The organism is Acinetobacter sp. IK31, from assembly GCF_035615195.1.
GTDB lineage: Bacteria > Pseudomonadota > Gammaproteobacteria > Pseudomonadales > Moraxellaceae > Acinetobacter > Acinetobacter calcoaceticus_C.
On record NZ_JANBOB010000002.1, the window covers coordinates 432,660 to 456,457 of the forward strand.

At 38.0% G+C, this 23,798-nt stretch carries 20 protein-coding genes and 1 pseudogene; 15 read left to right on the forward strand and 6 right to left on the reverse strand.

What is annotated here, in order from left to right:
- Position 1 precedes the first annotated feature (1 nt).
- Positions 2-217, reverse strand: a complete 216-nt coding sequence (locus MSG66_RS02905; protein WP_005040783.1) for an MbtH family protein — start codon at positions 215-217, stop codon at positions 2-4.
- Between the two features lie 29 nt (positions 218-246).
- Positions 247-1,449: an enterochelin esterase gene (gene fes, locus MSG66_RS02910; RefSeq protein ID WP_324652104.1), complete on the reverse strand. Its 1,203-nt coding sequence runs from the start codon at positions 1,447-1,449 to the stop codon at positions 247-249.
- A 267-nt stretch (positions 1,450-1,716) separates the two neighbouring features.
- Between fes and MSG66_RS02915 the strand changes: the two genes are divergently transcribed.
- The 5 genes and pseudogenes from MSG66_RS02915 to MSG66_RS02935 all read left to right on the forward strand — a co-directional run bounded on the left by MSG66_RS02915 (position 1,717) and on the right by MSG66_RS02935 (position 6,322).
- A complete protein-coding gene (locus MSG66_RS02915; RefSeq protein WP_324652106.1) occupies positions 1,717-2,487 on the forward strand; it encodes an SDR family oxidoreductase in 771 nt (256 codons plus the stop codon).
- 44 nt (positions 2,488-2,531) lie between these two features.
- A complete protein-coding gene (locus MSG66_RS02920; protein WP_324652108.1) occupies positions 2,532-3,770 on the forward strand; it encodes an isochorismate synthase in 1,239 nt (412 codons plus the stop codon).
- Positions 3,767-5,431, forward strand: coding sequence for a (2,3-dihydroxybenzoyl)adenylate synthase (locus tag MSG66_RS02925; protein WP_324652110.1), 1,665 nt, complete (start codon positions 3,767-3,769; stop codon positions 5,429-5,431). Before MSG66_RS02920 ends, MSG66_RS02925 begins: the two co-directional genes overlap by 4 nt.
- Positions 5,432-5,452: 21 nt before the next feature.
- A pseudogene (locus tag MSG66_RS02930) lies at positions 5,453-6,103 on the forward strand (isochorismatase family protein); the annotation flags it as partial.
- Between the two features lie 30 nt (positions 6,104-6,133).
- Complete coding sequence (locus MSG66_RS02935) at positions 6,134-6,322, forward strand: phosphopantetheine-binding protein (protein WP_235823111.1); 189 nt, start codon at positions 6,134-6,136, stop codon at positions 6,320-6,322.
- Between the two features lie 56 nt (positions 6,323-6,378).
- On the opposite strand, the gene MSG66_RS02940 is transcribed toward MSG66_RS02935, so the two are convergent.
- Complete coding sequence (locus MSG66_RS02940; RefSeq protein ID WP_324652112.1) at positions 6,379-9,540, reverse strand: multidrug efflux RND transporter permease subunit; 3,162 nt, start codon at positions 9,538-9,540, stop codon at positions 6,379-6,381.
- 218 nt (positions 9,541-9,758) lie between these two features.
- On the opposite strand from MSG66_RS02940, the gene MSG66_RS02945 reads away from it, so the two are divergent.
- Both MSG66_RS02945 and MSG66_RS02950 read left to right on the forward strand, forming a co-directional pair.
- The gene (locus MSG66_RS02945; RefSeq protein ID WP_324652114.1) at positions 9,759-11,720 is read left to right on the forward strand and encodes a TonB-dependent receptor plug domain-containing protein; all 1,962 of its coding nucleotides are present in this window, start codon (positions 9,759-9,761) and stop codon (positions 11,718-11,720) included.
- Positions 11,721-11,859: 139 nt separating this feature from the next.
- Positions 11,860-12,261 (forward strand): transcriptional repressor, encoded by a 402-nt coding sequence (locus MSG66_RS02950; protein ID WP_324652116.1) that lies wholly within the window; start codon positions 11,860-11,862, stop codon positions 12,259-12,261.
- A gap of 53 nt (positions 12,262-12,314) precedes the next feature.
- On the opposite strand, the gene MSG66_RS02955 is transcribed toward MSG66_RS02950, so the two are convergent.
- Entirely contained in the window at positions 12,315-14,096 is a 1,782-nt protein-coding gene (locus MSG66_RS02955; RefSeq protein ID WP_324652118.1) for a bifunctional metallophosphatase/5'-nucleotidase, read from the reverse strand.
- Positions 14,097-14,450: 354 nt separating this feature from the next.
- On the opposite strand from MSG66_RS02955, the gene pqqA reads away from it, so the two are divergent.
- From pqqA to MSG66_RS02995, 8 genes are all read left to right on the forward strand, one after another.
- Positions 14,451-14,525: a pyrroloquinoline quinone precursor peptide PqqA gene (gene pqqA, locus MSG66_RS02960; protein WP_001982218.1), complete on the forward strand. Its 75-nt coding sequence runs from the start codon at positions 14,451-14,453 to the stop codon at positions 14,523-14,525.
- A gap of 74 nt (positions 14,526-14,599) precedes the next feature.
- Entirely contained in the window at positions 14,600-15,511 is a 912-nt protein-coding gene (gene pqqB / locus MSG66_RS02965) for a pyrroloquinoline quinone biosynthesis protein PqqB (protein ID WP_324652120.1), read from the forward strand.
- 8 nt (positions 15,512-15,519) lie between these two features.
- The gene (gene pqqC / locus MSG66_RS02970; protein WP_324652122.1) at positions 15,520-16,278 is read left to right on the forward strand and encodes a pyrroloquinoline-quinone synthase PqqC; all 759 of its coding nucleotides are present in this window, start codon (positions 15,520-15,522) and stop codon (positions 16,276-16,278) included.
- Positions 16,275-16,559, forward strand: a complete 285-nt coding sequence (gene pqqD / locus MSG66_RS02975) for a pyrroloquinoline quinone biosynthesis peptide chaperone PqqD (RefSeq protein ID WP_049836639.1) — start codon at positions 16,275-16,277, stop codon at positions 16,557-16,559. Before pqqC ends, pqqD begins: the two co-directional genes overlap by 4 nt.
- On the forward strand, positions 16,556-17,710 hold the full coding sequence (pqqE, locus tag MSG66_RS02980) for a pyrroloquinoline quinone biosynthesis protein PqqE (RefSeq protein ID WP_324652125.1): 1,155 nt from the start codon (positions 16,556-16,558) through the stop codon (positions 17,708-17,710). The genes pqqD and pqqE overlap by 4 nt, the downstream gene beginning before the upstream one ends.
- 18 nt (positions 17,711-17,728) lie before the next feature.
- Complete coding sequence (locus tag MSG66_RS02985; protein WP_324652127.1) at positions 17,729-18,781, forward strand: dipeptidase; 1,053 nt, start codon at positions 17,729-17,731, stop codon at positions 18,779-18,781.
- A 985-nt stretch (positions 18,782-19,766) separates the two neighbouring features.
- Positions 19,767-20,003, forward strand: a complete 237-nt coding sequence (locus MSG66_RS02990; protein ID WP_133973607.1) for a hypothetical protein — start codon at positions 19,767-19,769, stop codon at positions 20,001-20,003.
- 201 nt (positions 20,004-20,204) lie between these two features.
- Positions 20,205-20,792, forward strand: coding sequence for a uracil-DNA glycosylase family protein (locus MSG66_RS02995; protein ID WP_324652129.1), 588 nt, complete (start codon positions 20,205-20,207; stop codon positions 20,790-20,792).
- 17 nt (positions 20,793-20,809) lie between these two features.
- Here the strand turns inward: MSG66_RS02995 and MSG66_RS03000 are convergent, their stop codons facing one another.
- The gene (locus MSG66_RS03000; protein WP_324652131.1) at positions 20,810-22,381 is read right to left on the reverse strand and encodes a phospholipase D family protein; all 1,572 of its coding nucleotides are present in this window, start codon (positions 22,379-22,381) and stop codon (positions 20,810-20,812) included.
- 529 nt (positions 22,382-22,910) lie between these two features.
- Positions 22,911-23,792 (reverse strand): MBL fold metallo-hydrolase, encoded by an 882-nt coding sequence (locus tag MSG66_RS03005; protein WP_324652133.1) that lies wholly within the window; start codon positions 23,790-23,792, stop codon positions 22,911-22,913.
- Positions 23,793-23,798: the final 6 nt, after the last annotated feature.

Sequence of the window (23,798 nt, forward strand, 5' to 3'; positions counted from 1 at the left end):
TTTACGCTTGCTGAAAGGGGTTAATTGCAACCCAGTGCTTTTCTACATACGCAATACACGAAGCCCGTGTATCTGGACCATGTTGAACTTCCCAACCTGATGGCACCTGATGTTGGGCTGGCCATAAACTGAATTCACCTTGCTGATTTTTTAAAACCTGAAAAGACAAACTTTCATTATCGAAAGGATTAATATAGTTTTCCTGTAAGTTGCTCATGATATTGTTATCCTTGATGAAACAAATGGTTATAGTGAAAGAATTTTTTGCAATGCCTTAAGCAAGTCTGCACGCCAGTTCACCGCATCGTGGCCGCCTGAAAAAGTTTGAAAACTCACTTGATTGAATGATTGCAATTGTTGATAAAGCTGGTGGGCATCGTCCCGCATATCGGTTTCATACGTGCCTGCACTGATATAAATTTGAGTTGTTTTTGGTAATGGATGAGATAAATTGAGTAGTTCTAAAAGGTTACCTGCATGGTTTCGTCCCAAAGCGCTGTTAGAAAAATCTGACCACCAATAAGAGCCAGACTGCAAAATCAGGGATGTAAAAACTTTTGGGAAAAGTAATGCACTATGCAAAGCACATAAACCACCTAAACTTTGACCGCATAAAGTGATGTTTATTGTTGAAATAAATGAATATTGTTCTAAAAGAATTTCTAATAATTCATTTACAAGCGCCAGATTAAATCCATCATGGCAACCATAATCTTTTATACGTTGTTGGCTGTTTAAACTATGGATAAATACGTATGCAGCTGGACGGAGTTTTTTTAAATTGGTTAAATCTCGAATTTCGGAAAGAATTGAAAGCTCTCGACTCCAGACTTGCCCATCAAGAAAAATAACGAGTGGTAATGGCTTTGGAACTACCTGACCGCTAATAAAAATATCAACTAAATAGTCTTGTTCACATAACACACTTGACCACTGAAAAGTCTTTGTAATAGAGCAAGGAGTGGCGAGTAATTGTTTTGTCTTTTCGAGTTGAACTTGATTAATGTAACGAGCCAAGTGTCCGCTATAAAACTGCTGATGACTTAATGAGTCAATCTGAGCATTTTGTTTAAGCTGGGTTTGCCACCATGATCGTCGCGTTGCCGCACAATTTGTTTGTGGTGCTTCCTCACTAGCTGTAACTACAACATAACTACCGTTCCACGCCACAGGGAGCTCTATTTCAAAAAAGTACACATCTGTCCCAGCTATATGGCTAAAACGATTCCACTTTTGATAGATAGATGGGCTTTGTGAATAGACATCGATATAAACGAAGCAACACTCTTCGTGCTGGGGTTTGCGCCAAACAAAAGTGCAAGAAGTTTTATTTTTTGTTTGCACACTAACAAGGGGATTACCTAATTTTTTAACGGTATTCCACCAAGTTTCACATCCAACATTTGATTGTTGAAACAAGGGGTGTAAGGGCATAGAAAATGGCTTCATGATTGAATCCATATCGACAAGAAAGCGCGGTCAAATTATCAGAATGATTCTCATTAGTAAATGAAAACAATTATCATTATAATCAATAAAAAAAGATGATTTTTATTAATATTAATTAAAAACAATAGCTTACTTTAAAATTATGGTTAATAAATAACTTAATTTAGATTGTAATCTGATGTTTGATATTTATCGCCCTTGATAATAATGATAATTATTTGCAATTATATTGTGCAATTTAGTGATCAAATCAGACGGGAGTAAAACATGAGCTCTACCATCGTAGTCACAGGCGCTGCAAGAGGTATCGGAGCTGCTATTGCAAAGCAATTATTGCAACAAGGGTATCAAGTGATCGGTATTGACCGGCAGGAAAACCCAGAACAATGGGAAATCAGCAAAAATCTGACATCAGATGAATGTTTACGTTGGCAAGGCATTTCACAGGACATTACACAGCAACAAGCTACTCAAAAGCTTATTGCCGATCTTTTAGAAAAGCACAACATTACAGGTTTAGTGAACGCAGCAGGTGTCTTGATTATGTGTTCTATGCTTGAAGCAAAAACAGAAGATTGGGAAACACTTTTTGCGGTAAATGTCATGGCACCTATTGCGATTAGTCAGCAACTTGCCAAATATTTTTGTGAAAAAAAACAGGGAAGTATTGTCACGATTAGCTCAAATAGTTCACGTATACCACGAATACAACTGGGCATGTATGCAACTAGTAAAGCTGCGCTCAGCCACTACTGTCGTAATCTTGCGCTTGAAATCGCACCGCATCAGGTACGACTCAACATTGTTTCACCTGGCTCAACTTTAACTCAAATGCAACAGCAGTTGTGGACGGACAATACACCGCCACCAGCGGTAATTGATGGCGATTTAAGCCAATACCGAACAGGCATTCCTTTAAGAAAATTAGCCCAGCCTGAAGACATTGCAAATACGGTCAGCTTTTTACTTTCCGATCAGGCAGCACAAATTACCATGCAAGAAATTGTGGTTGATGGGGGAGCCACTTTAGGCGTTTAAACACTCATTCATTACAACAAAATAACGGTATAAGGAGTCACGAGATGTCGGCACAACATCCGTATTTTATCCAACGAGAAAATTTTACTGAAAGCCACGTTGCACTTGCTCAAGAGGTTCTAAAGTGTGGACATGAGGCGGGTTTTATTTTTACCACACCAGAATACACCATCAATAGTCATCAGAAATTACAAGATATTCAGGTCGCTAAAAATAGCCTTTTAAAAGATTGGCTACAAGAAGCTCGAATTCAACTACAGCAAGCAATTACCGACGGTTATAAAGACGTCAAGATTATGGGTGGACTGCCGTTTTGCTCGGCAGCAGATGTCAATTTAATGCTCATGCAAAATGCAAAAATATGTCAGAAGGTACTCTACGCACAATCTGATATAGATCTTAATTCTTTAAGATTAAACAAGGCTGATTATTTCCCGTTAGGTGAACATTATCAGCAGCAAGTTGAATATCTAGTTCAGCAAATGCAGGCAAAGAAACTGGATAAAGCCGTTCTAGCCCGCATTTTACAACTTGAATTTGAACAAAATATTCCAGTCTCAGACTTATTTTTCAATTTAGCCAAACATAATCCTGAAGGTTATAACTACGCTGTTGCGAGACATCCTCAAAGTGAAGGTTGGTTTGTAGGTGCAAGTCCAGAACTATTAATTGCAAAGCAAAATACAAAAATCTGGAGTAAACCCGTTGCGGGTACATTGGCTCGTGATGATGATCCGACTCTAGATCAAAATAACGCCAGAGCATTACTTGCCTCACAAAAAGATCAACATGAACATGCACTTGTGATCGAAATGATTGCAGATGAGCTCACACCTTTTTGCAAACAATTATATGTTCCTAAACAACCATCTCTCATTCGTACCAAACGTCTTTGGCATTTAGCATCACACATTACTGGTGAACTTAAGCAAGCTGATACTCATGTTTTTGACTTAATTGAACGCTTACACCCAACACCTGCAATTTGTGGAGAACCTAGTCCAATTGCTAAAGAATTAATCCAGCAACTTGAACCATTTAATCGTGAACTCTTTGCAGGAACCATGGGATGGGCAGATGAACAAGGTAATGGTGAATGGTCGGTGACCGTTCGCTGTGCACGAATTTATCAAAATATTGCGCGTTTATTTGCCGGTGCAGGTATTGTGGAAGCTTCTCGTCCGCAAGCTGAACATGCTGAAACTGCCGCAAAATTCCGTACTGTGCTGGACGGATTCCACATTTCACCCAATCAATTGCCAATTCAGGGACCAAACATATGACAACACAAGTTTATTTGGATGGTGCTGTGCCATATCCAGCAGAGTTCGCTGAGATTTACCGTAAAAAAGGTTATTGGATTGGGCAAAACTTGAGTGACTTCTTGCGAGAAAGTGCTCAAAAGTACCCGAAAAATATTGCAATCTATGATGGTGAAAAAGCCGTTACTTACTCTGAGTTTGATTATTTAGTCGATTGCTGTACAAGCCATTTATATCAACACGGCTTACGTGCGGGTGACAAAGCAGTTGTACAAATGCCGAACCACTATCAGTTTTATGTTTTATTTTTTGCACTTATTCGGCTTGGTGCACTACCAGTAATGTCTTTGCCTGCACATCGTTATGCAGAACTCAGTAGTTTTTTCAAACAGACTCAAGCAAAAGCTTATTTCTGTGCTGATTTTGGTGCACAAAAATTTGACTACAGAGAACTTGCCGAAAAGCTTCAGCAAACAGCTTCTTGCTTACAACATGTATTTGTACTTGGAAATGCTGGTAACTTTGCTGCCATTCAAGACCTCTTAAAAGAAACAAAAATTTTGGATGAGGCGATCTCGCCGACTACGGCAGATCAAGTTGCTTTTTTACAGCTTTCTGGTGGAAGTACTGGGGTTCCTAAGCTTATTCCACGTACCCATGACGACTACCTCTACAGTGTTCGTGAGAGCGCAAAAATCTGTTGTCTGGACCAGTCATCACGCTTACTCATGGTTTTACCTGCGGCGCATAACTTTTCAATGAGCTCAGCTGGTTCTTTAGGTATTTTTTATGCAGGTGGAGCGGTCGTTTTAGGAACCGATCCAAGTCCTGACACGGCATTTCCATTAATAAAAAAACATGGAATTACCGATGCCTGCCTAGTTCCTGCATTAGTTCGACCTTGGATGGATAAATCTGCAAAAGATCAAGACCCAATATTATCGACATTGCGTTGCTTACAAGTGGGTGGGGCGCGATTACCTGATGCAGTTGCCTCACGTTTAATTGATGAGTTTAAGGTCAATCTGCAACAAGTCTTTGGAATGGCTGAAGGGCTGGTGAACTACACCCGTTTTGATATGACCAAAGAGCAGATTATCCATACCCAAGGCTTAAAAATTTCAGAAGATGATGAAATTTTAGTGCTAGATGATAACGATCAACCAGTAGAAGCTGGGCAAGTGGGGCATTTGCTTACACGGGGTCCATATACCATTCGCGGTTATTACCAAGCACCAGAGCACAATGAGCGCTCTTTTACTCCCGACGGTTTCTATCGTACTGGTGATTTAGTCCGTATTCGTGAAGATGGCTGCATTGTTGTCGAAGGCCGCTCTAAAGAACAAATTAATCGTGCTGGGGAAAAGATTGCCACCGAAGAAGTTGAACAAGCGCTACTAACCCATCCTCAAATTCGCCTAGCAGCACTGGTTGCTATGCCTGATGAGGTTATGGGTGAAAAAAGCTGTGCCTTTGTTGCATGGCAATCTCAAAGCGATGATCCAAGTCCAATTCGTCTTGCGATGTCAGTACGCCAACACCTTAAAGACTATGGACTTGCGACCTACAAAATTCCAGATCGCGTGGAATTTATCGAGCAATTTCCATACACAGCCTTTGGAAAAATCGACAAAAAAAGATTGCGTCAACAACTTGAAACTAAAACCAATGTTCTTGCTTAAAGATAAAAAAGGAAAAATTTGATGAGTATTCCAAAGATTGCCAGTTACAGCATGCCCCAAGCACACGAATTTACGGCGAATAAAACACATTGGCAGTTACATACCAATCGTGCTGTTTTATTGGTTCATGATATGCAGCAATATTTTCTAGATTTTTATGATCAGACTCAAGCGCCTATTCCAGAGCTCATTAAAAACACCAAAGAACTGATTGAAACTGCACGCAAGTTTAATATCCCTGTGGTCTATACCGCCCAGCCTGGTAACCAGACGCCAGAACATCGCCAGTTATTAACTGATTTCTGGGGAAATGGTCTAAAAGATGATCCAAATATCACCCAAATTTTGCCGGAAATTACGCCTCAGAAAAATGATACTGTTTTAACAAAATGGCGTTATAGCGCATTTAAGTTTTCTCCACTCGAGCAACTTATGCGTGAGTCAAACCGTGATCAACTCATTATTTGTGGTGTCTATGCACATATTGGCTGTCTCATGAGTGCTGCAGAAGCCTTTATGCTAAATATTCAACCATTTTTATGTGGTGATGCACTCGCTGACTTTAGCCGTGAAGAACACGATATGGCTTTGAAATATGCTAGTACAAGATGCGCACAAGTCATGACGACCCAACAAGTCACACGAGCTTGGGAACTTGAACAAGCCGCATCGCCATTAACTCAAGAAGGTATTGTCTTGGCAGTGAGTGAACAGCTACAGATTCCTGCATCAGACATTCAGTTAAATGATGATTTACTCATGCTTGGGCTTGATTCGGTACGCCTCATGACACTGGTAGGTAAATGGCAGGCTTACGGCGCTCAGGTGAGCTTTGAAGATTTAGCCGAACAACCAACACTTGAAGTTTGGATTGACAAGCTTGTCGCCTAAATCTAAAAAATAAAAAAATGGCAGATTTAATATCTGCCATTTTTTTATTTTAACAATTAGAAAGAGGTATTATCTTTTTTAATACGGCGGTTAAGTTTCAAAGTTCGAGTAAACCTAAGTTTGCTCATCGACCACTGAAAACTTGGCACACTATGAATTATAACAAAGAAAAACACCGTAAATAGCGGTACAAGTAAAGTGCCAAATACAACACTTCCAAATACGCTCATGCCAATTTCATAACGGCTAGCAGCACCTGCACCTGTTGCAAAGATTAAAGGAATAACACCCGCACCAAAAGCAAGGGAAGTCATCAAAATTGGACGTAACCGCAACTTTAACGCTTCACTTGCTGCGTCGATTTTACTTTTTCCTTGTTTGAGTGCTTGGGTCGCAAACTCCACAATGAGAATGGCATTTTTACAAGACAGGCCAATACCCGTTAATAGAGCAATTTGAAAATAAACATCATTCGGTAAGTTAAAGACCTTGGCAAAAATAATAGTGCCCGTAATTCCTAAAGGTAGGCCTAATAAAATAATAAATGGGACTTTCCAACTTTCATATAAAGCTGCCAAACATAAGAAAATAAACAAAATAGAAATGACATATAAAAAGATAGCCTGCCGATTAGATTGCTGCTCTTGTAACGAGAGGCCACTCCAAGCAACGTCTACACCAGATTGTTTAGCAACCATATCCGTAAGTTCTTGCATGGCTTGTCCTGAACTAAAGCTTGGACTGATATTCGCTTCAAGTTGTATAGCAGCTAACCCCATAAAGCGAGTTAAAGCTTCCGGTCCACCAGTCCACTGACTTTGAGCAAAATGCGCGAGTGAAAGCATTCCACCTGTATTGTTTCGTACATGCCAGTAAGCTAAGTCTTCGGGTTTAGAGCGAAATTCAGAGTCCCCCTGCATAATAATTCTTTTAATTCGACCTCTTTCAACAAAATCACCAACATAGTTTCCACCCCAAGCGGTAGATAAAGTTGAACGTATCGCTTGCTGATCAATTCCTAGCATTTTTGCCTTATTTTGATCGAGTTGAATAAATACTTCGGCTTTATCTTCACTCACAAGGGGACTTAAATTTTCAAAGGCCGAATAATTCTGTGATTCTTTTTCTAGGGCTTTATATTGTTTGATTAACTCATCGCGTCCTTGACCATTTACGTCTCTAAGCCAAAGTTCCAAAGCATCAGACTGCCCCAAACCAGATACGCTTGGTGGCATTCCTACCATCACTTTGGCTGGCAAGTTTTTTTGCAAATAAGTTTGAGCGCGTTCACGAATAGCACTCGCCGTATTGGCTTCGCCTTTACGCTCATTCCAATGTTTAAGCGAAATAAACGCCATGCCTAGATTTGGCCCACTTCCTGAAAAATTTTGTCCATTCACCACAAGTACGGTATTAATATTTTTGGCTTCATGTTCAAAAAAATAATTATTGACGAGCTTTCCAACTTCTTCGGTCTGACTCATCGAAGCACTATTATGCAAACTATAGGGAACAGCAAGTAGCCCTTGGTCTTCGTTAGGGATAAAGCTTGTAGGCAAGCCGCGGTAAATCATAAATAAAATAACCGCTATGCCCACAACTAACAAACTGGAAAAAACTTTGAACTGAATTAGGCGAACGGATAAAAAACTAAAAGTTGATCTGACTTTTTGAAGAGCAAGCTCAAGCGCTTGTCCCCATTTTGGCTTTGTATTATGTTTTTTTAATAAAACTGCGCACATTGCTGGCGTAATAGTCATGGCAACAAATAGCGATAACAACATGGCTGCCGCTAAGGTAATAGAAAATTGACGGTAAATCATACCCGTCGAACCACTAAAAAAAGCCATTGGAATAAATACTGCGGTTAATACAAGTGTAATACCGACCAATGCACCGCTAATCTCTTGCATCGACATTAAACAAGCTTCACGTACACTCAGCTGTTGTTCATGCATAAGTCGTTCAATATTTTCGACCACTACAATCGTGTCATCCACCAACAGCCCAATCGCTAAAACCAGTGCAAATAGGGTAAGGGTGTTAATGCTCATTCCAAACAAATACAACACAACAAATGTGCCACTAATTACAATAGGAACCGTAATGGTTGGAATCAGTGTTGCGCGCCAATTTTGTAAAAAGAGGTACATCACAATAACGACAAGCACAATCGCTTCAAGCAAAGTGATAATGACCTGCTTAATTGACTCTTCAATAAAGGGGGTATTATCTCTTGGATAGACAATTTTATATCCGACTGGTAAATGCTGGCTAAGCTGAGCCATTTTTTCTTTAATAAGAGCAGAAGTCTCAATTGCATTGGCATCAGGGCTTAAAGAAATACCTAGGCCTGCCGATGGATAACCATTAAGCGTATTAATACTTTCATAATTTTCTGCACCTAATTCGACTCTCGCGACATCTTTTAAATAAACAAGGCTTCCATCAATATTTGCTTTAACCACCACAGACTTAAAGTCATCTATTGTTTTTAAACGTGAACCTGCTTTTACTTTTGCATAAATATTCTGGTCAGAAGCGGAAGGCATTGCACCAATCGAACCCGCAGCAATTTGGGTATTATAATCTTCGAGGGCCTGTTCAATATCACTCGGCACAAGTTGGTAATTTCTAAGCTGATTTGGATTTAACCATATTCGCATGGCATAACTTGAACCAAAAACATCAACCTCACCAATTCCTTGTAACTGACTTAAAGGTTGTTCAAAGTGATTCACCATATAATCAGACAACTCAATATTGCTGGCTTTTCCTGTTTCATCATATAGCCCAACAATAAGCAGCATATCACCCGTGGTTTTCCATATGTTTACGCCTTGCCTTTGAACTTCCTCTGGCAAACGGTTTAACGCACCATTAATTCGGTTTTGTACTTGTAACTGTGCTTTATCAATATCTGTTCCAATTTTAAAGTGAATATCAATGCTACTCGTTCCCGATGATTCACTATAGGAGGTAAAGTAAAGCAAATTATCCAGACCTTTGATTTGTTGTTCTAAAATTTGGGTCACGCTTTCTTCTACAGTGTCAGCAGCCGCACCACGGTAGTTGGTAACAACAGAAACACTCGGTGGTGCAAGGTTTGGATACCGTTCAACAGGCATGGCCAAAGTCGCAAAAAAACCAAAAATAAGAATCGTGATTGCAATGACAGAAACAAAGATAGGGTGATAAATAAAAAAACGAGAGAGCATTGTTATGTCTACTTTAAGCTTGTTTTAAATAGGTTTTTAGGCACACGCAAGTATAATATTAACGCTTTTTTACACCACAAACAATAATGATTATCATTATATTATTAATACTTATTTTTATCTTGAACCTTGAAAGCCATGAGGATATGATGCATCCCATCATTACAAATGATAATTATTATCATATGGTAATCGTTATTTAACAGAGGGGTCGAGAAATGACATTAACCAAAAAGGCGCTGGTGGTCGCCATCTCAACACTACTTCCATTTGCGGCTCAAGCAAATTTGGACACAGAAAAATCTGATAAAAATGAACCTGTTCAAAAACTTAAAACCATTGTGGTTTCAGCAGCATTAAAAGAACAAGATGTTGATAAAGCACCTGCATCGATTAGTGTGATTACTAGTGAAGAGATTGAACGTAGTGCAGCACTCAGTCTTGCTGATGTTTTACAAAAACAAGCTGGGGTTTATAACTACAATAGTGGACAAGATAAGATTGTTATCCGAGGAATGCTCAACACATCGGGTAACTACACTTTAATTTTGCTTAATGGCAAACGCATGTCATCAAACGGAGCAATGTGGCGAGGCAATGACTTTGACTGGAGTGCAATTCCTTTAAATAGTATCGAACGTGTTGAAGTCATTCGTGGGCCAATGTCATCACTTTATGGTGCAGATGCCATGGGTGGGGTAATCAATATTATTACCAAAAAAGCCGAAGATGGGCAGCTTCATGGTTCGATCTTTGGGCAATATAACCGAGCAGACCGTGGCAATGGTAAGGATCAATTCCGTTACGGGTTTAACTTATATGGCGGTTTAACCGATAATTTAAGTTTTACTTTGGCAGGTGATGCCTATAACCGTGATGCATGGTACCGAAATGGTAAGCCAGATCCAGATGGGGCGTACTTTGTAGAAAAAGACACTAAAAATGTAAATGGTACTTTAAGTTGGAATATTAGTGATCAACAAACTTTAGACCTAGATTTGGGTTATAACAACGATAAACGACCTCTTACCCAAGATGCCGCAACTTCAATTCAAGAATCAGAAATGAAACGTACCAATGTGGGGATTGCGCACCGCGGAAAATGGGGATGGGGTAAAACAGAAGCATACATTGGTAAAGAAACAGCCAAGATTTATGACTACGACAGTGAGTATGACGCACCGCAAAGTCGTCAATATAAGCAAGAAAATTTAATTGGCCGTGCTTTCGCTAACTTTGATTGGCTCATGAATAACGCCACCGCTGGTTTTGATTATAAAGATCAGAAAATTACCGATGTTGTGAGTTATATCGGCACTGGAAAAAACCAGCAGAAGAGCTACGGTGTATTTGTTCAAAATGATACCCACATTAACGATGCGCTGACCTTAACTTTAGGTGGACGTTATGACGATTTTGATGACTTTGATGGCAAATCAACAGGCAAAGCCTATTTAACATATGAGTTAGCAGAAGGAGTTATCCTTAAAGGTGGGGTAGGACAGGCATATAAGGTCCCATCCCCAGCTCAGCTAGATATAAATTATTCAATGATCTCATGTGGCGGTAGTTGTCATATTCGAGGTAACCCTAATTTAGATCCCGAAGAAAGCACCAACTATGAAGCTTCTTTAATTGTGACTCGACCAAATTGGAATGCTGGAGTTACGGTTTTCCAAAATGATGTGAAAAACCTGATTGAAGCGATTACCTTAAGTGATGGAGACCCTCGTTTAGAAGATGATTTTAGAAAAATTTGGACCAATGTAAGCCGTGCAGAACTCAAAGGGGTTGAACTCACTGGTGGTTATGACTTCACAGATAATTTAGGTGTGAAAGCAAATGCAACTTACTTAGATGCAAAAAACAAAACTACAGGTAAAGATTTAACTGAACGACCAGAGTGGCTCGCTAATGGTTCAATTTCTTGGGCACCCGTTGAAGATTTCCGTGTAAATGCAGGCGTAAGTTATGTGGGTAAACAAATGTACTCAGCAACTAAAGAGTTACCAGCCTATACAACTTATGACGTCACCTTTACTTCACCACTTTCACCACGTTTAACATTGGATTATGGTGTAAAAAACCTGACCGATGTTGACCTTGAAGATAAAAATAAAACCTTTAATACCAAACTCTATGGGCGCAATTACTTTGTAAAAGCGACTTATAGTTTCTAAGGTAAAACTAAGCTCAAAGCTTATTCATAGGGGAATAAGCTTTGTTTTTTAAATCAATAAATACCCATAATTTTCAAGCAAGTATAGACAAAATAATTTTAAGAATTTCTATACTTCTAAATATTCAGGCTAATTAATCATGACGGCAACTTCAAAATCATTATTAAACGGACTACCGATAAAAAAATCGAGAATACACGTTTTTGAAATCTTAAATCAGAATCCACAAGGTTTAAGTGCAGACAGTATTTATGCTCAAATTAAAAATGAATATAAAATAACGTTAGGAACGATCTATAGAATTTTATCTGAATTTGAAAATCGTAAACTCATCAAAAGAGTATTCTTAGGAAAAAGCAAAAGCATCTACAAAATCAGAAAAGATAAAATGAGCTGTAATCTGATTTGTCTTAAAACATCAGAAGCTTCAAGTTATGAGCATGAAAAAGTTAATGAATTACTTCATGAAGTCATGGAAATTATTTTTGCAAATACTGGAGCAGATATTAGTAGTATTGAGCTTAATCTCTATACAGAATAAAAATTTTAGATAAAAAAGGACAGCCTGAACTGTCCTTTTTTTTATTAAATTTCTTATTTGATGACGTTAATTCGAGTTGTAGCTGGAATAATTAACGGTGAATTCTTAGCAATATAGCTTTCAAGGGCATCAATATCTTGACCACCACCTACACGGTTTTGACCTTCTTTTAATACCGTAAAGTTATCGCCACCATCTGCCAAGAAGCTATTTACCGTCACACGGTATACTTTACTGTCAACCAATGGTGAACCAGCAACCATAATATTACTTGCCCGCGGTGAAACAGAAGTATTTGCCGCATATCGATAACTTAATTCTTTAGATGGCTGTAAAATTCTCGCTGAGTTTGCATTTGCACCAGACCATTGCTGTTCAATCACATCTCGAATCTGTTTGCCTGTTAAGCTCAAAGTCACAATAGAGTTACCAAAAGGTTGAACTGCAAACACATCGCCAAAGGTAATCTGGTTACTGCTATTAATGAGTAGGTCTGCACGTACACCACCTGGGTTCATTAAGGTAAAGTCAGAACCTTGGTTACTTGCTTTTAAGGCAAACGCTTGCTGAGCATCGGCAATCATAATCCCTAGTGGGCTTTCACCACTTTCGACTTGAGTACGACTTACAACTGCTGTCGCAGTTCCAACCACACGACTTGAAATGGTGGTCACAGCTTGGCGGTACTTATCTAAAATGGCCTCAATGCTTGGCGTTTTACTAAATTTTTGATAGAGATCTGTAAGACTTACAGTGGTTGTACCAGATGTGTAGGCTTCACTTTGTATAGGAACCTGTTTAGCATCCTTTTTAATCACATCACCAGTTTTACCATCAAGCTCAACCTTAATGTCAGTGATAAGCGTGCCATATTGTCCAGCTGAGGTAAGCAAGAACGGTTTTGCCGGATTTTTTGTAGCATAGTCACAAATATAAGATTGATGCGTATGCCCCGAAACAACAATATCAACCGCTGGATTAAGCTTATCTAAAATACCTAAAATCGGGCCGCTTAAGCCATCACATGTTTTTTCATTAAACTTAGTACCTGGTGCGGCACCTTCGTGTACTACAACCACAATTGCTTCAATCCCTTGTTTTTGTAACTCAGGAATCAATGCATTTACCGTATCTGCTTCATCACGGAACTCAACATCTTTAATGCCAGCAGCGGAAACAATACTTGGGGTCGCTTTAAGAGTTAAACCAATAAATGCGACTGGAATACCGCCGTAAGTTTTGACTTTATAGGCAGGAAAGATTGTTTTGCTCGCATCATTTTTCATTGCTACGTTAGCTGCAAGAAAATCAAATTTTGCACCGCTAAAGTTTTTATTAATTTGGCAAGGTGTAGTACTCGTGTATTGCTGACATCCACCGTTCTTCAAACGACGTAACTCATCTGTACCACGGTCAAATTCATGGTTTCCTACAGCATTAAAGTCAATTTGAATATCATTCATCACTTCAATGGTCGGTTCATCTAAAAATAAAGATGAGGTAAGTGGAGAAGCACTAATTAAATCGCCTGCCGAAACCACAGCATTATTTGGATTTTCTGCTTTAAGTTTTTTAATTGCATCGGCAAAGTAACTGACTCCACCCACAGGAACCCGAACCGACTGCGTTGCATCGTTTGGATTAGGTGCTTCAACATAACGCTTTGGTGGCTCAAGATTTCCATGAAAATCGTTAAAAGCTAAGATATTTACGGTCTGATTGCTTCTTTGGGCAGGTGGTGCTGTGTCGTTATCATCATTGTCATTACACCCAGCCAATACAATCATCGCCAGAGAAAGCGATGTTACTTTAAATAATGTTGTTGAATTTTTCATTTTTTTATCATTTGATCAATTAAGACGGATAAAAAAATACGCTTTTAGTATGAATATTTGATGAAAAATGAAGATGATAAAAAATAGAAAAACATTAAAAAAGTTAATGATCGAGCCAAATTAGCGTAATAAAAAAAATTTACCATTTTAATAAAGTTCTATTTTATTAGCCTATAACTAGGCTGATGGGTTAGAAATATTAAAATTTGGACAAAAAACACAATTATCGAACAATATCTTAGCTAGAAGTTGTCTACAAATCCCAATTTTTTATTTAGAATAAATTTTTAATTGCCTTATCAAATTTAATCAAGTGATTCATTTCATAAGATTAATATGAACCGGAGATAATTTATGCAATGGACTAAACCAGCTTTTACTGATTTACGCATTGGTTTTGAAGTGACTATGTACTTCGAAGCACGTTAATCAATTTCATCTAAATGTGTCATAAGCCCTAGTCTTGTTCTAGGGCTTATCTCTTTCTAATAAGATATTATTTTATGTATATTCATGTTTTAGGCTCAGCTGCCGGAGGCGGGTTCCCGCAGTGGAATTGTAATTGCCCCAATTGTCATGGTGTTCGCACAGGTACAATCCAAGCTAAAGCACGGACTCAATCCTCAATTGCTGTTTCTGAAAATGGAATAGATTGGATTTTATTAAACGCATCACCAGACATTCGCCAGCAGCTTTTCGAATTTAAAGCAGCTCAACCAGCGCGTAAATTGCGTGATACAGGCATCACTAGCGTTATTTTAATGGATAGTCAGTTAGATCATACCACTGGGCTTTTAACCTTACGTGAAGGTTGTCCAATGAATGTGTGGTGTACAGAAATGGTCTATCAGGACCTGACTACTGGCTTTCCAGTTTTTAATATGCTCAAACACTGGAATGGTGGTCTTCAATATCACGAGATTAACCCTAAACAAGCTTTTAAAATTGATGGTTTTGAAAATTTAGAATTTTTACCTTTAATTATTAAAAGTGCTGCGCCACCATATTCACCACATCGAAATGATCCACATGACGGCGACAACATTGCCTTAATTATCAAAGACCATAAAACACAAAAACAGTTATTTTACGCACCAGGTCTTGGAAAAATCGATGATCACATCATGCAAATTATGCAGAGTTCAGACTGCGTCATGATTGATGGAACGCTCTGGACAGATGATGAAATGCAACAAACAGGGGTTGGAACTAAAACTGGCCGTGAAATGGGGCATTTATATATTAGTGGTGAAGGTGGTTCGCTGTCTTATTTAAATCAGCTGAGTACACCTAAAAAAGTGCTTATTCATATTAACAACACTAATCCAATTTTAAATGAAAACTCTAGCCAATTTGCTGAGCTTAAAGCAAACAATATAGAAGTTGCCTATGATGGCATGCAGATTGAACTCTAAGGTGAACCATGACTCAAACACCTGATGCTTTAACGACCGAACAATTTAAACAAGCGATTATTGATAAAGGCCAGTATTATCATATCTATCATCCATTTCACGTGATGATGTATGAAGGTCGCGCAACTCAACAGCAAATTCAGGCTTGGGTTGCAAACCGCTATTATTATCAAATTAATATTCCACTCAAAGATGCAGCCATTATGGCGAATTGCCCAGACCAACGCGTTCGTCAAGAATGGATTCAACGCATGATCGATCAAGATGGTGAAAATCCTGATGGTGGTGGCCGAGAAGCATGGTTACGGTTAGCCGAGGCTGTGGGCTTGAGTCGTGAACAAGTGATTTCTGAAGAACTGGTATTACCAGGGGTTCGATTTGCTGTAGATGCCTATGTGAACTTTGCACGCCGTGCCTCATGGCGGGAAGCAGCAAGTAGTTCTTTAACTGAACTTTTTGCCCCAAAAATTCATCAATCACGTCTAGAGTCTTGGCCACAGCACTATCCATGGATTGATGATAAAGGCTATGAGTATTTCCGTTCACGTTTAAGTCAGGCACGCCGTGACGTTGAACATGGCTTAACGATTACGCTTGATTCATTTACGACTCATGAGCAACAAGAACGAATGCTTGAAATATTGCAGTTTAAGCTGGATATTTTATGGAGCATTTTAGATGCTTTAACATTGGCATATGTTCACAATGAAGCACCGTATCACAGTGTGACTAGCAAACGGGTTTGGCACAAAGGACTATTTAAATGAATAAAGAGCAGTTTGATTTAAACCTTGTGCCGACATGGCGACAAGGTTACCGTTTTCAGTTCGAACCAGCTCAAAATGGTTTTGTGATTTTATATCCGGAAGGCATGATCAAGTTAAATGAAAGTGCAGGGGCAATCGGGCAATATATTGATGGTCAGCAAAATGTTTCCGCAATTATTGCCCAGTTAAAGCAAAAATTTGGTGAGATTGCTGAGATTGATCAAGATGTAGTGGATTACATGCTGGTCGCAAAGCAGCAACACTGGATCGATTTAGTATGATAGAAGGTGTTGGCCTACCTTTATGGTTATTAGCGGAACTCACTTATCGTTGTCCGCTACAATGCCCATATTGCTCAAACCCATTGGACTACGCCCAGCATAAAAATGAACTGACCACTCAAGAGTGGTTTGATGTTTTTGATCAGGCCCGCCAGATGGGCGCCGTTCAACTCGGTTTTTCTGGCGGCGAGCCATTGGTACGCCAAGATTTAGAACAACTGGTTGCACATGCTCACCAACAAGGGTTTTATACCAACCTGATTACCTCGGGCATGGGACTCACCGAACAACGCATTGCCGATCTAAAGCAAGCAGGGCTAGATCACATTCAAGTGAGCTTTCAAGCTAGTGATCCTGTGGTAAATGATGCCTTGGCAGGTTCAAAACATGCTTTTGTACAAAAGTATGAAATGTGCCGACTGGTTAAGAAATATAATTATCCGATGGTGCTCAATTTTGTAATCCATCGGCATAACATTGACCAGATTGAACAAATTATTGATCTTTGTTTAGAGCTCAATGCAGACACCGTCGAGTTAGCAATTTGTCAGTTTTACGGTTGGGCTTTTTTAAACCGTCAAGGTTTGCTACCAACACAGGAACAACTGATACGTGCGGAACGTATTACCAATGAATATCGAGAAAAATTAAAAGCGCAAAATCATCCCTGCAAACTCATTTTTGTAGTGCCTGATTATTATGAAGAACGACCAAAAGCCTGTATGAATGGCTGGGGTAAAATCTTTTTTACAGTTGCTCCAGATGGTATGGCGCTGCCTTGCCATGCAGCACGGCAATTACCAATTTCATTTCCAAACGTCCGTGAACATAAATTGTCAGATATCTGGTACAAATCAACTGGATTCAATCATTTCCGTGGTGACGCATGGATGCCTGAAGGCTGCCGCAGTTGCCCTGATAAAGATCGTGACTTTGGCGGATGTCGTTGTCAGGCCTATATGTTGACTGGCGATGCGGCTAATGCCGATCCTGTCTGTGGTAAATCGCCGTATCATCAAATGATTGAGCAAGCACGGGCAGAAAGTCATGTAGCCGCTCCACTACAACAGCTTGTTTTTCGGAACAGTAGAAACTCTAAATCTTTAAGTGCTACACAAAATATTCCAGTCCACACAATTACCGATAAATAGCAAGCAATAGGAATGTTCATGAAGCCTAGCAATATTCCAGTTTTTGATGGACATAATGATGCATTAACGCGTCTATGGCTAAGTGATCATGCAGATCCCGTACATGCTTTTATTCATGAACGCCTAGAGGGCCATCTTGATTTAAAACGCTGCCAGCAAGCAGGTTTTATTGGTGGAATGTTTGCCATTTTTTTACCTCCATTTAGCTATGTTCAACAGCATCATCCCAATAAACTATTTGATCAAAATGCTTCTGATTTTACCCAGCGGCAAATTGAACAGATTTGCTTAGAGCAACTCGATATAGCACACCAACTCGCAAAAGGTTCTACAGACATTCAAATTTGCACATCAGTTCAGGATATTCAGAGTTGTGTAGACATGCAGAAACTGGGCATTGTGCTGCATATGGAAGGTGCAGAAGCTTTACAACAAAACCCCGATTTACTTGATGTGTTTTATGACAGAGGTCTTCGTAGTATCGGCCCACTTTGGAATAGACCAAGCCGCTTTGGACATGGCTTAAATGCTAAGTTTCCTCACTCACCCGACACAGGAGCAGGCCTTACACAAGACGGCAAAGACTTTGTAAAGCGCTGTGCCGATAAAAAAATGGTAATTGATGTTTCTCACATGAATGAACGGGCTTTTTGGGATACTGTAGATCTATTGCAACAGCCAATCGTAGCAACACACTCTAATGCACATGCCTTGTGTCCCCAAGCGCGAAATTTAACTGATTCTCAACTCAAAGAAATTCGAAATAGTCAGGGCATAGTCGGAGTAAATTTTGATGTTGCTTTTTTAAGGCCTGATGGACAACGTAATGCAAATACATCTATAGATGTAATTTTAGACCATCTTGATTATTTGTTGGATCGACTTGGCGAAGAGCATGTGGGTTTTGGTTCTGATTTTGACGGCGCACTCATCGGGGCCGAGCTTGAAGATGTTATGGGCTTACATAAACTTATTCATCACATGCAACAGCGAGCCTACTCAAGCGAACTCATTGAAAAACTATGTTTTACGAATTGGAAAAAAGTGCTTTACCAAATTTTGGGTAAATAAGTTTAGAGCTAAACATATTAAAAATAACTAATTATTTGCATTTTTTGATTGGCCGAAATGACTTAAAAAAATACAATTGGTTTAATTGTCAACCATTCGTTAAATTCACTAAACTCAACCTTACTGAATGTAAGAACATTTAGTATTTCAGGTCTTTTGTGGTTTTCACATTACCCATTTCTTCATGAGAAGTAGAAATGGGTTTTTTCTTATCTCAATCAAATAAACGTGATAGTAATCACAATAATCACTAATTATTAGCATTCTCTCAATCCTATCTTGACTAAAAGATCTGCATTAAATACATTTGTAGTGTATTTAAAGATAAATAAAATTACTTAAAAGTAATTCATAATACTGCTTAGTCCTGAAATACAGTAAAAGGCCTACCCATTTGAGTAGGCTTTTTGCTTTGTATCAAAATTTATTCTTTTTAATTATTGGACTCTTCAATTAACATAAAAATTAAACACCTTACAAAAGCGGCGCAAATGAAAGCCGTTAAATAACAAATTATGTGCTATTAATTTAAGTTGATTTATCAAAATTTACTCCATCAGTCGAAGAGGTGCAAAATGTTAAAGTCAATTTTAGTAATAGGTACAGGTATTGCGATTGGGATGTCTATGTACAAGAAAAAGCAAAAGAACAGTAAAAGTTTTAACACGGATAGTGATACTGACTCAGTGACTAGTAAAGACAGGACTCAAAATCAAACTAATGGTTCACTGGATCACACTGTACAAGTTTAAATTTAAATAAAAAGGGGTTCAATTGAACCCTTTAATTTTTATTAAAACTCATAATTATTTTAAATAGATTAATTTAAAGATATTATTTTAACTCAAATAATTACTCAACTATTCATTTAATTATTACAAAAGTATGATTAAAACAAAAAAAACACTTTCATTATTAAAATTTACATACTGTATCAGTGGAGTCTTTATTATTATCGATGCGGATAATAAAAATGGAGACTAGAATGTCAAAGCGCCATATTTTAAAAGAAGTTAACGCTAAAAGTATGTGTGGTATGGAAATTGTTGTTGAACAAATTTATGAAAATATTTATGAAAAAAACTTTGTCGAAGCTGAGAGGGAGCAAAATTGGTTGCCACTTTCTAAAATTGTGATTTCAGATAAAGTTATTAATTTAGATCAAGATAATACCTTTGCTCATCCAAGAACAGGCAAGGTGTTTAAAGTCCTGAACTCTTAATAGTTTTAGTTCCACCAATCCACTTTGCAAGTTTTAAATTATTGAAGCGGCTCTTCCAAAAGTGTCGCTTCAATGCATTTAACTCAGAGCTAATTTCTTATATTAACGCTTTAATGAAGATAAATTGCATTTCATGACTCGTGATTAGCTAAGAAATAGGTTAATTTATTTATAAAGTTTTTAAGTAAACACTGATTTTTTATGATAATTGAGATAGAAACACACCCACTAGAACCATTTTTACCTAAAAATGCACATCTATTAATGTTAGGTAGTTTTCCACCACCTCGTAATAAATGGAAAATGGATTTTTACTATCCGAACTTTCAAAATGATATGTGGCGAATTTTTGGTTTAATTTTTTTTCAAGACAAAACTTATTTTTTAAGTGAAAACCAAAAAAATTTTAATGAAGAACGTATCCGAAACTTCTTGATTGAAACAGGTATTGCGATCTTTGATACTGCTTACCAAATTAAGCGATTAAAGGGGAATGCCGCCGATAAATTTCTTGAAATAGTAACGCCAACAGATCTTGCGGTTCTACTTCAACAGATTCCGTTATGTCAAACCATCATGACTACAGGTGATAAAGCAACTGACACTTTAATTTCAGTTTTACCAGAGAACACCGAAAAGCCGCTTATAGGAATGTCTACATCGACTTATTTTGCAGGAAGAGATATTAATTTATATCGCTTACCATCTTCCTCTAGAGCTTATCCATTGGCATTAGAGAAGAAAGCTGAGGCTTATCAAAAATTCTTTAAAGAGATTGGTATTTTATAAATAAAACTGAAGCGTCCTTACATCATCCATTCAACTGGTAAATATGAAACGGCTTTAATCATTGTACGTTGGAAAAGACTCGTATCTGGGTCTTTTTCATATTCAACAACTTTCCCATTCGATTGATAATCTAGCCAAATGATTTTCCCTTCACTATTTAGCTTAAGCTGATAGGCGACTTGAGGTAAGTGCTGATCGAGCATCACAGAAATTTGAGCCTGTAATTGACTCGACTCAATCACAAGACCAACCTCGGTATTTAAGTAAGTCGAGCGTGGGTCAAAATTAAATGAACCAATAAATACTTTACCATCTACATCAAAAAATTTGGCGTGTAAACTCGATTTATTTTTACCTTTTGCGGGGATAACGCTTCCGGTCACCACCTCATACCATGTTCTACGTCTGCGTTCTAAAAATGGCTTAAACTCAAATAACTCTACGCCACTTTTGAGCATTTCAACTCGATATTGACTATAAAAAGCATGCACAATTGCCACATCATTTGCAGCAAAAGAATTGGTTAAAACCCTGACTTTAACCCCTTGTACTTTTAGCTGTTTTAAATAGTAAGTGCCTTGCTGGGTAGGAACGAAATAAGCTGAAGCTAACTCTATATGTTGCTTTGGTTCACCCATAATGGCCATAACTTGTCCATAAAGCATCTCTTCTTTAGAAGCTACTTCTAAAATTTTTTTAGGTGAGTCTGCAACAAAATACGCTTTTGACCATTGAATTGGATAGCTTTCTAAAAGCTCTTTTAAATAAGTTTGTGCATCGTAAAGCTTATCTTCGGTTTGAGTATGATTTTCACTTTCATGAAGTAGATCATGATAATGCTGTCGTAAAGATTGCAAGTGGTGGGCAGCACAAGTTCCGACCAGCTCAGTGGCGTTTTGGCTTAGCTCGCTTTGCCAAAAATCATTAAAAACGGCTTGAGCATGCTGTACTGTATGCCCATAAAATAAAATATCCAGATCTGTAAACTGAAACTCACTACTTGCATCAAAATACTCACTACTGATATTTCGACCACCTGTTACTGCAATTACTCCATCTGCAATAATTAATTTATTATGCATTCGATGGTTTACTTTTTTGAAACGGAAAATATAGTCTAAAATTCTTATATATCTGAATTTGTATGGATTAAATAAGCGAATTTCAAAATTAGGGTGGTGGAGAAGGCTTCTGAGAACACCATCAAGCTTTACGCCATTTTGATCGTCAATGAGTAACCGGATTTTTACGCCACGATCTGCTGCCGTAAGTAGCTCATGCAGCATTAAATTTCCAACAAAATCATTTGTCCAAATATAATATTGTAAATCGATTTTTTCTTTTGCATTTCTAATGAGATACATACGAGAAGCGATACTGATAAAGGCATCATCTAGTGCTACAAAAGCGGTTAGTCCTTGTTTAGTTTTTTCCGTAGCTTGCTCATCATTTAACCAATTAAAGCTATTCGTCACTGTATCGTTCTCATCAGGGTCGTATGTATCGTTATACGAAGGTGTATTTGTAAAGCACCAAGCATTTAATGCCATACTACTATATTGCTGATAGAGTTGATGAATTCTAAGCATACTTATTTTCATCCATTATAATTTAATTAAAAAACAGTATGTTAGTTAAATAATCTTTACTCAAAACCCATCTTATAGACATCTATATGTACGCCAAAAGGTTATTTATATAGCTATTTTTGGCATAAAATTGTTAAAGTAAAAAGAAATCTACACCAGAAAAATGAAGCTACCAAACCCTATTAAACGTGAGGAAACTTACCGTATCAGCGTGACTTTTAACAAACAAAGATATTCTTGTACTCGGGATACAGCAAAGGAATGTGAGCAGTGGGCAGCATTAAAACTACTTGAATTAAAATCTGGCAAGGCCGAAATAGAGAAAGGTGGTAAGCTGCATTTTTCATTAAAAAACACTGAGAGAAATATTATTTAGAAAATGACGTAAAGTTAAAATCTAAAGAAACAATTCGCATCAAGATTAATAAACTTGAAAGTATGTTTGGTGACATAGCATCAAAAACAATTTGTCAAAAAAGCCCTGAACAATCAGGGCTTTCCAATGTAAGCTTAACGCGAGTATTAAAACTTAGAAAGAGATGGTTTCACCATCTAAAGGAATCGATACTTTATCTTGAATACCTTTTTCTTTTACATATTCAGTGAGCTGGGCACGTGATACAGACATATGGTTAATTGCATCCATATGAACGGCAACAATTTTAGCCTTAGGTGCTTCTTGAGTAGCATGATAAGTATCTTCTTTACCCATAATAATGGATTCTTTATATCCTTCCATCAAAGCATTACCTGTATTTAATACAATCACTTCTGGTTTAAATTTCTCTATAGCTTGATCGACCTCGGGACGCCAAATAGTATCACCAGCAACATAAATTGTTTCATGACCAGCTGCTTCAAAAACCATACCCATGGCTTCACCTAAAGCAGCCCCTAGCTTAGGATTGCGATACATCTCATCAGTACCATGTTGGCCACCGATTTTAGTTATTTTGACACCTTCAAATGTGGTCTGAGTTAAGATACGTACATCTTTAAAACCTTGAGACCGAATGGTCTTTTGATCATCTTTGTTTTGTACAAAAACAGGCATGTTCTTTGGTATAGCTGCTTGTGCGGCATCATCCCAATGATCTAAATGAGTATGTGTAACAATAATGGCATCAACACCTTCCAAAATCGTTTCAGGTTTAATAGGCAAATCTACCAAGGGATTACGTAAATAACTTCGGTAAGTATTTGGGAATCCTTCATAAAAACCTTTTTTTGCAAACATTGGATCAACTAAAAAAGTGGTATCTGCATACGTAATTTTTACCGTTGCATTACGAACTTCTTGTAGGTGAGTTATCTTTGACGTATCTCTTTGGACACTTTCATTCGCATATAAATTGAATGAAGCAGTTGCTAAAGTAATAGCGATAAGAGAACTATTTAAGATTTTTTTCATATCTAA

Bases quoted from the DNA above. Each gene is read 5' to 3' on its own strand.
- MSG66_RS02905 (WP_005040783.1), bottom strand. From the start codon at position 217: ATGAGCAACTTACAGGAAAACTATATTAATCCTTTCGATAATGAAAGT.
- fes (WP_324652104.1), bottom strand. From the start codon at position 1,449: ATGAAGCCATTTTCTATGCCCTTACACCCCTTGTTTCAACAATCAAAT.
- MSG66_RS02915 (WP_324652106.1), top strand. From the start codon at position 1,717: ATGAGCTCTACCATCGTAGTCACAGGCGCTGCAAGAGGTATCGGAGCT.
- MSG66_RS02920 (WP_324652108.1), top strand. From the start codon at position 2,532: ATGTCGGCACAACATCCGTATTTTATCCAACGAGAAAATTTTACTGAA.
- MSG66_RS02925 (WP_324652110.1), top strand. From the start codon at position 3,767: ATGACAACACAAGTTTATTTGGATGGTGCTGTGCCATATCCAGCAGAG.
- MSG66_RS02940 (WP_324652112.1), bottom strand. From the start codon at position 9,540: ATGCTCTCTCGTTTTTTTATTTATCACCCTATCTTTGTTTCTGTCATT.
- MSG66_RS02945 (WP_324652114.1), top strand. From the start codon at position 9,759: ATGACATTAACCAAAAAGGCGCTGGTGGTCGCCATCTCAACACTACTT.
- MSG66_RS02950 (WP_324652116.1), top strand. From the start codon at position 11,860: ATGACGGCAACTTCAAAATCATTATTAAACGGACTACCGATAAAAAAA.
- MSG66_RS02955 (WP_324652118.1), bottom strand. From the start codon at position 14,096: ATGAAAAATTCAACAACATTATTTAAAGTAACATCGCTTTCTCTGGCG.
- pqqB (WP_324652120.1), top strand. From the start codon at position 14,600: ATGTATATTCATGTTTTAGGCTCAGCTGCCGGAGGCGGGTTCCCGCAG.
- pqqC (WP_324652122.1), top strand. From the start codon at position 15,520: ATGACTCAAACACCTGATGCTTTAACGACCGAACAATTTAAACAAGCG.
- pqqD (WP_049836639.1), top strand. From the start codon at position 16,275: ATGAATAAAGAGCAGTTTGATTTAAACCTTGTGCCGACATGGCGACAA.
- pqqE (WP_324652125.1), top strand. From the start codon at position 16,556: ATGATAGAAGGTGTTGGCCTACCTTTATGGTTATTAGCGGAACTCACT.
- MSG66_RS02985 (WP_324652127.1), top strand. From the start codon at position 17,729: ATGAAGCCTAGCAATATTCCAGTTTTTGATGGACATAATGATGCATTA.
- MSG66_RS02990 (WP_133973607.1), top strand. From the start codon at position 19,767: ATGTCAAAGCGCCATATTTTAAAAGAAGTTAACGCTAAAAGTATGTGT.
- MSG66_RS02995 (WP_324652129.1), top strand. From the start codon at position 20,205: ATGATAATTGAGATAGAAACACACCCACTAGAACCATTTTTACCTAAA.
- MSG66_RS03000 (WP_324652131.1), bottom strand. From the start codon at position 22,381: ATGCTTAGAATTCATCAACTCTATCAGCAATATAGTAGTATGGCATTA.
- MSG66_RS03005 (WP_324652133.1), bottom strand. From the start codon at position 23,792: ATGAAAAAAATCTTAAATAGTTCTCTTATCGCTATTACTTTAGCAACT.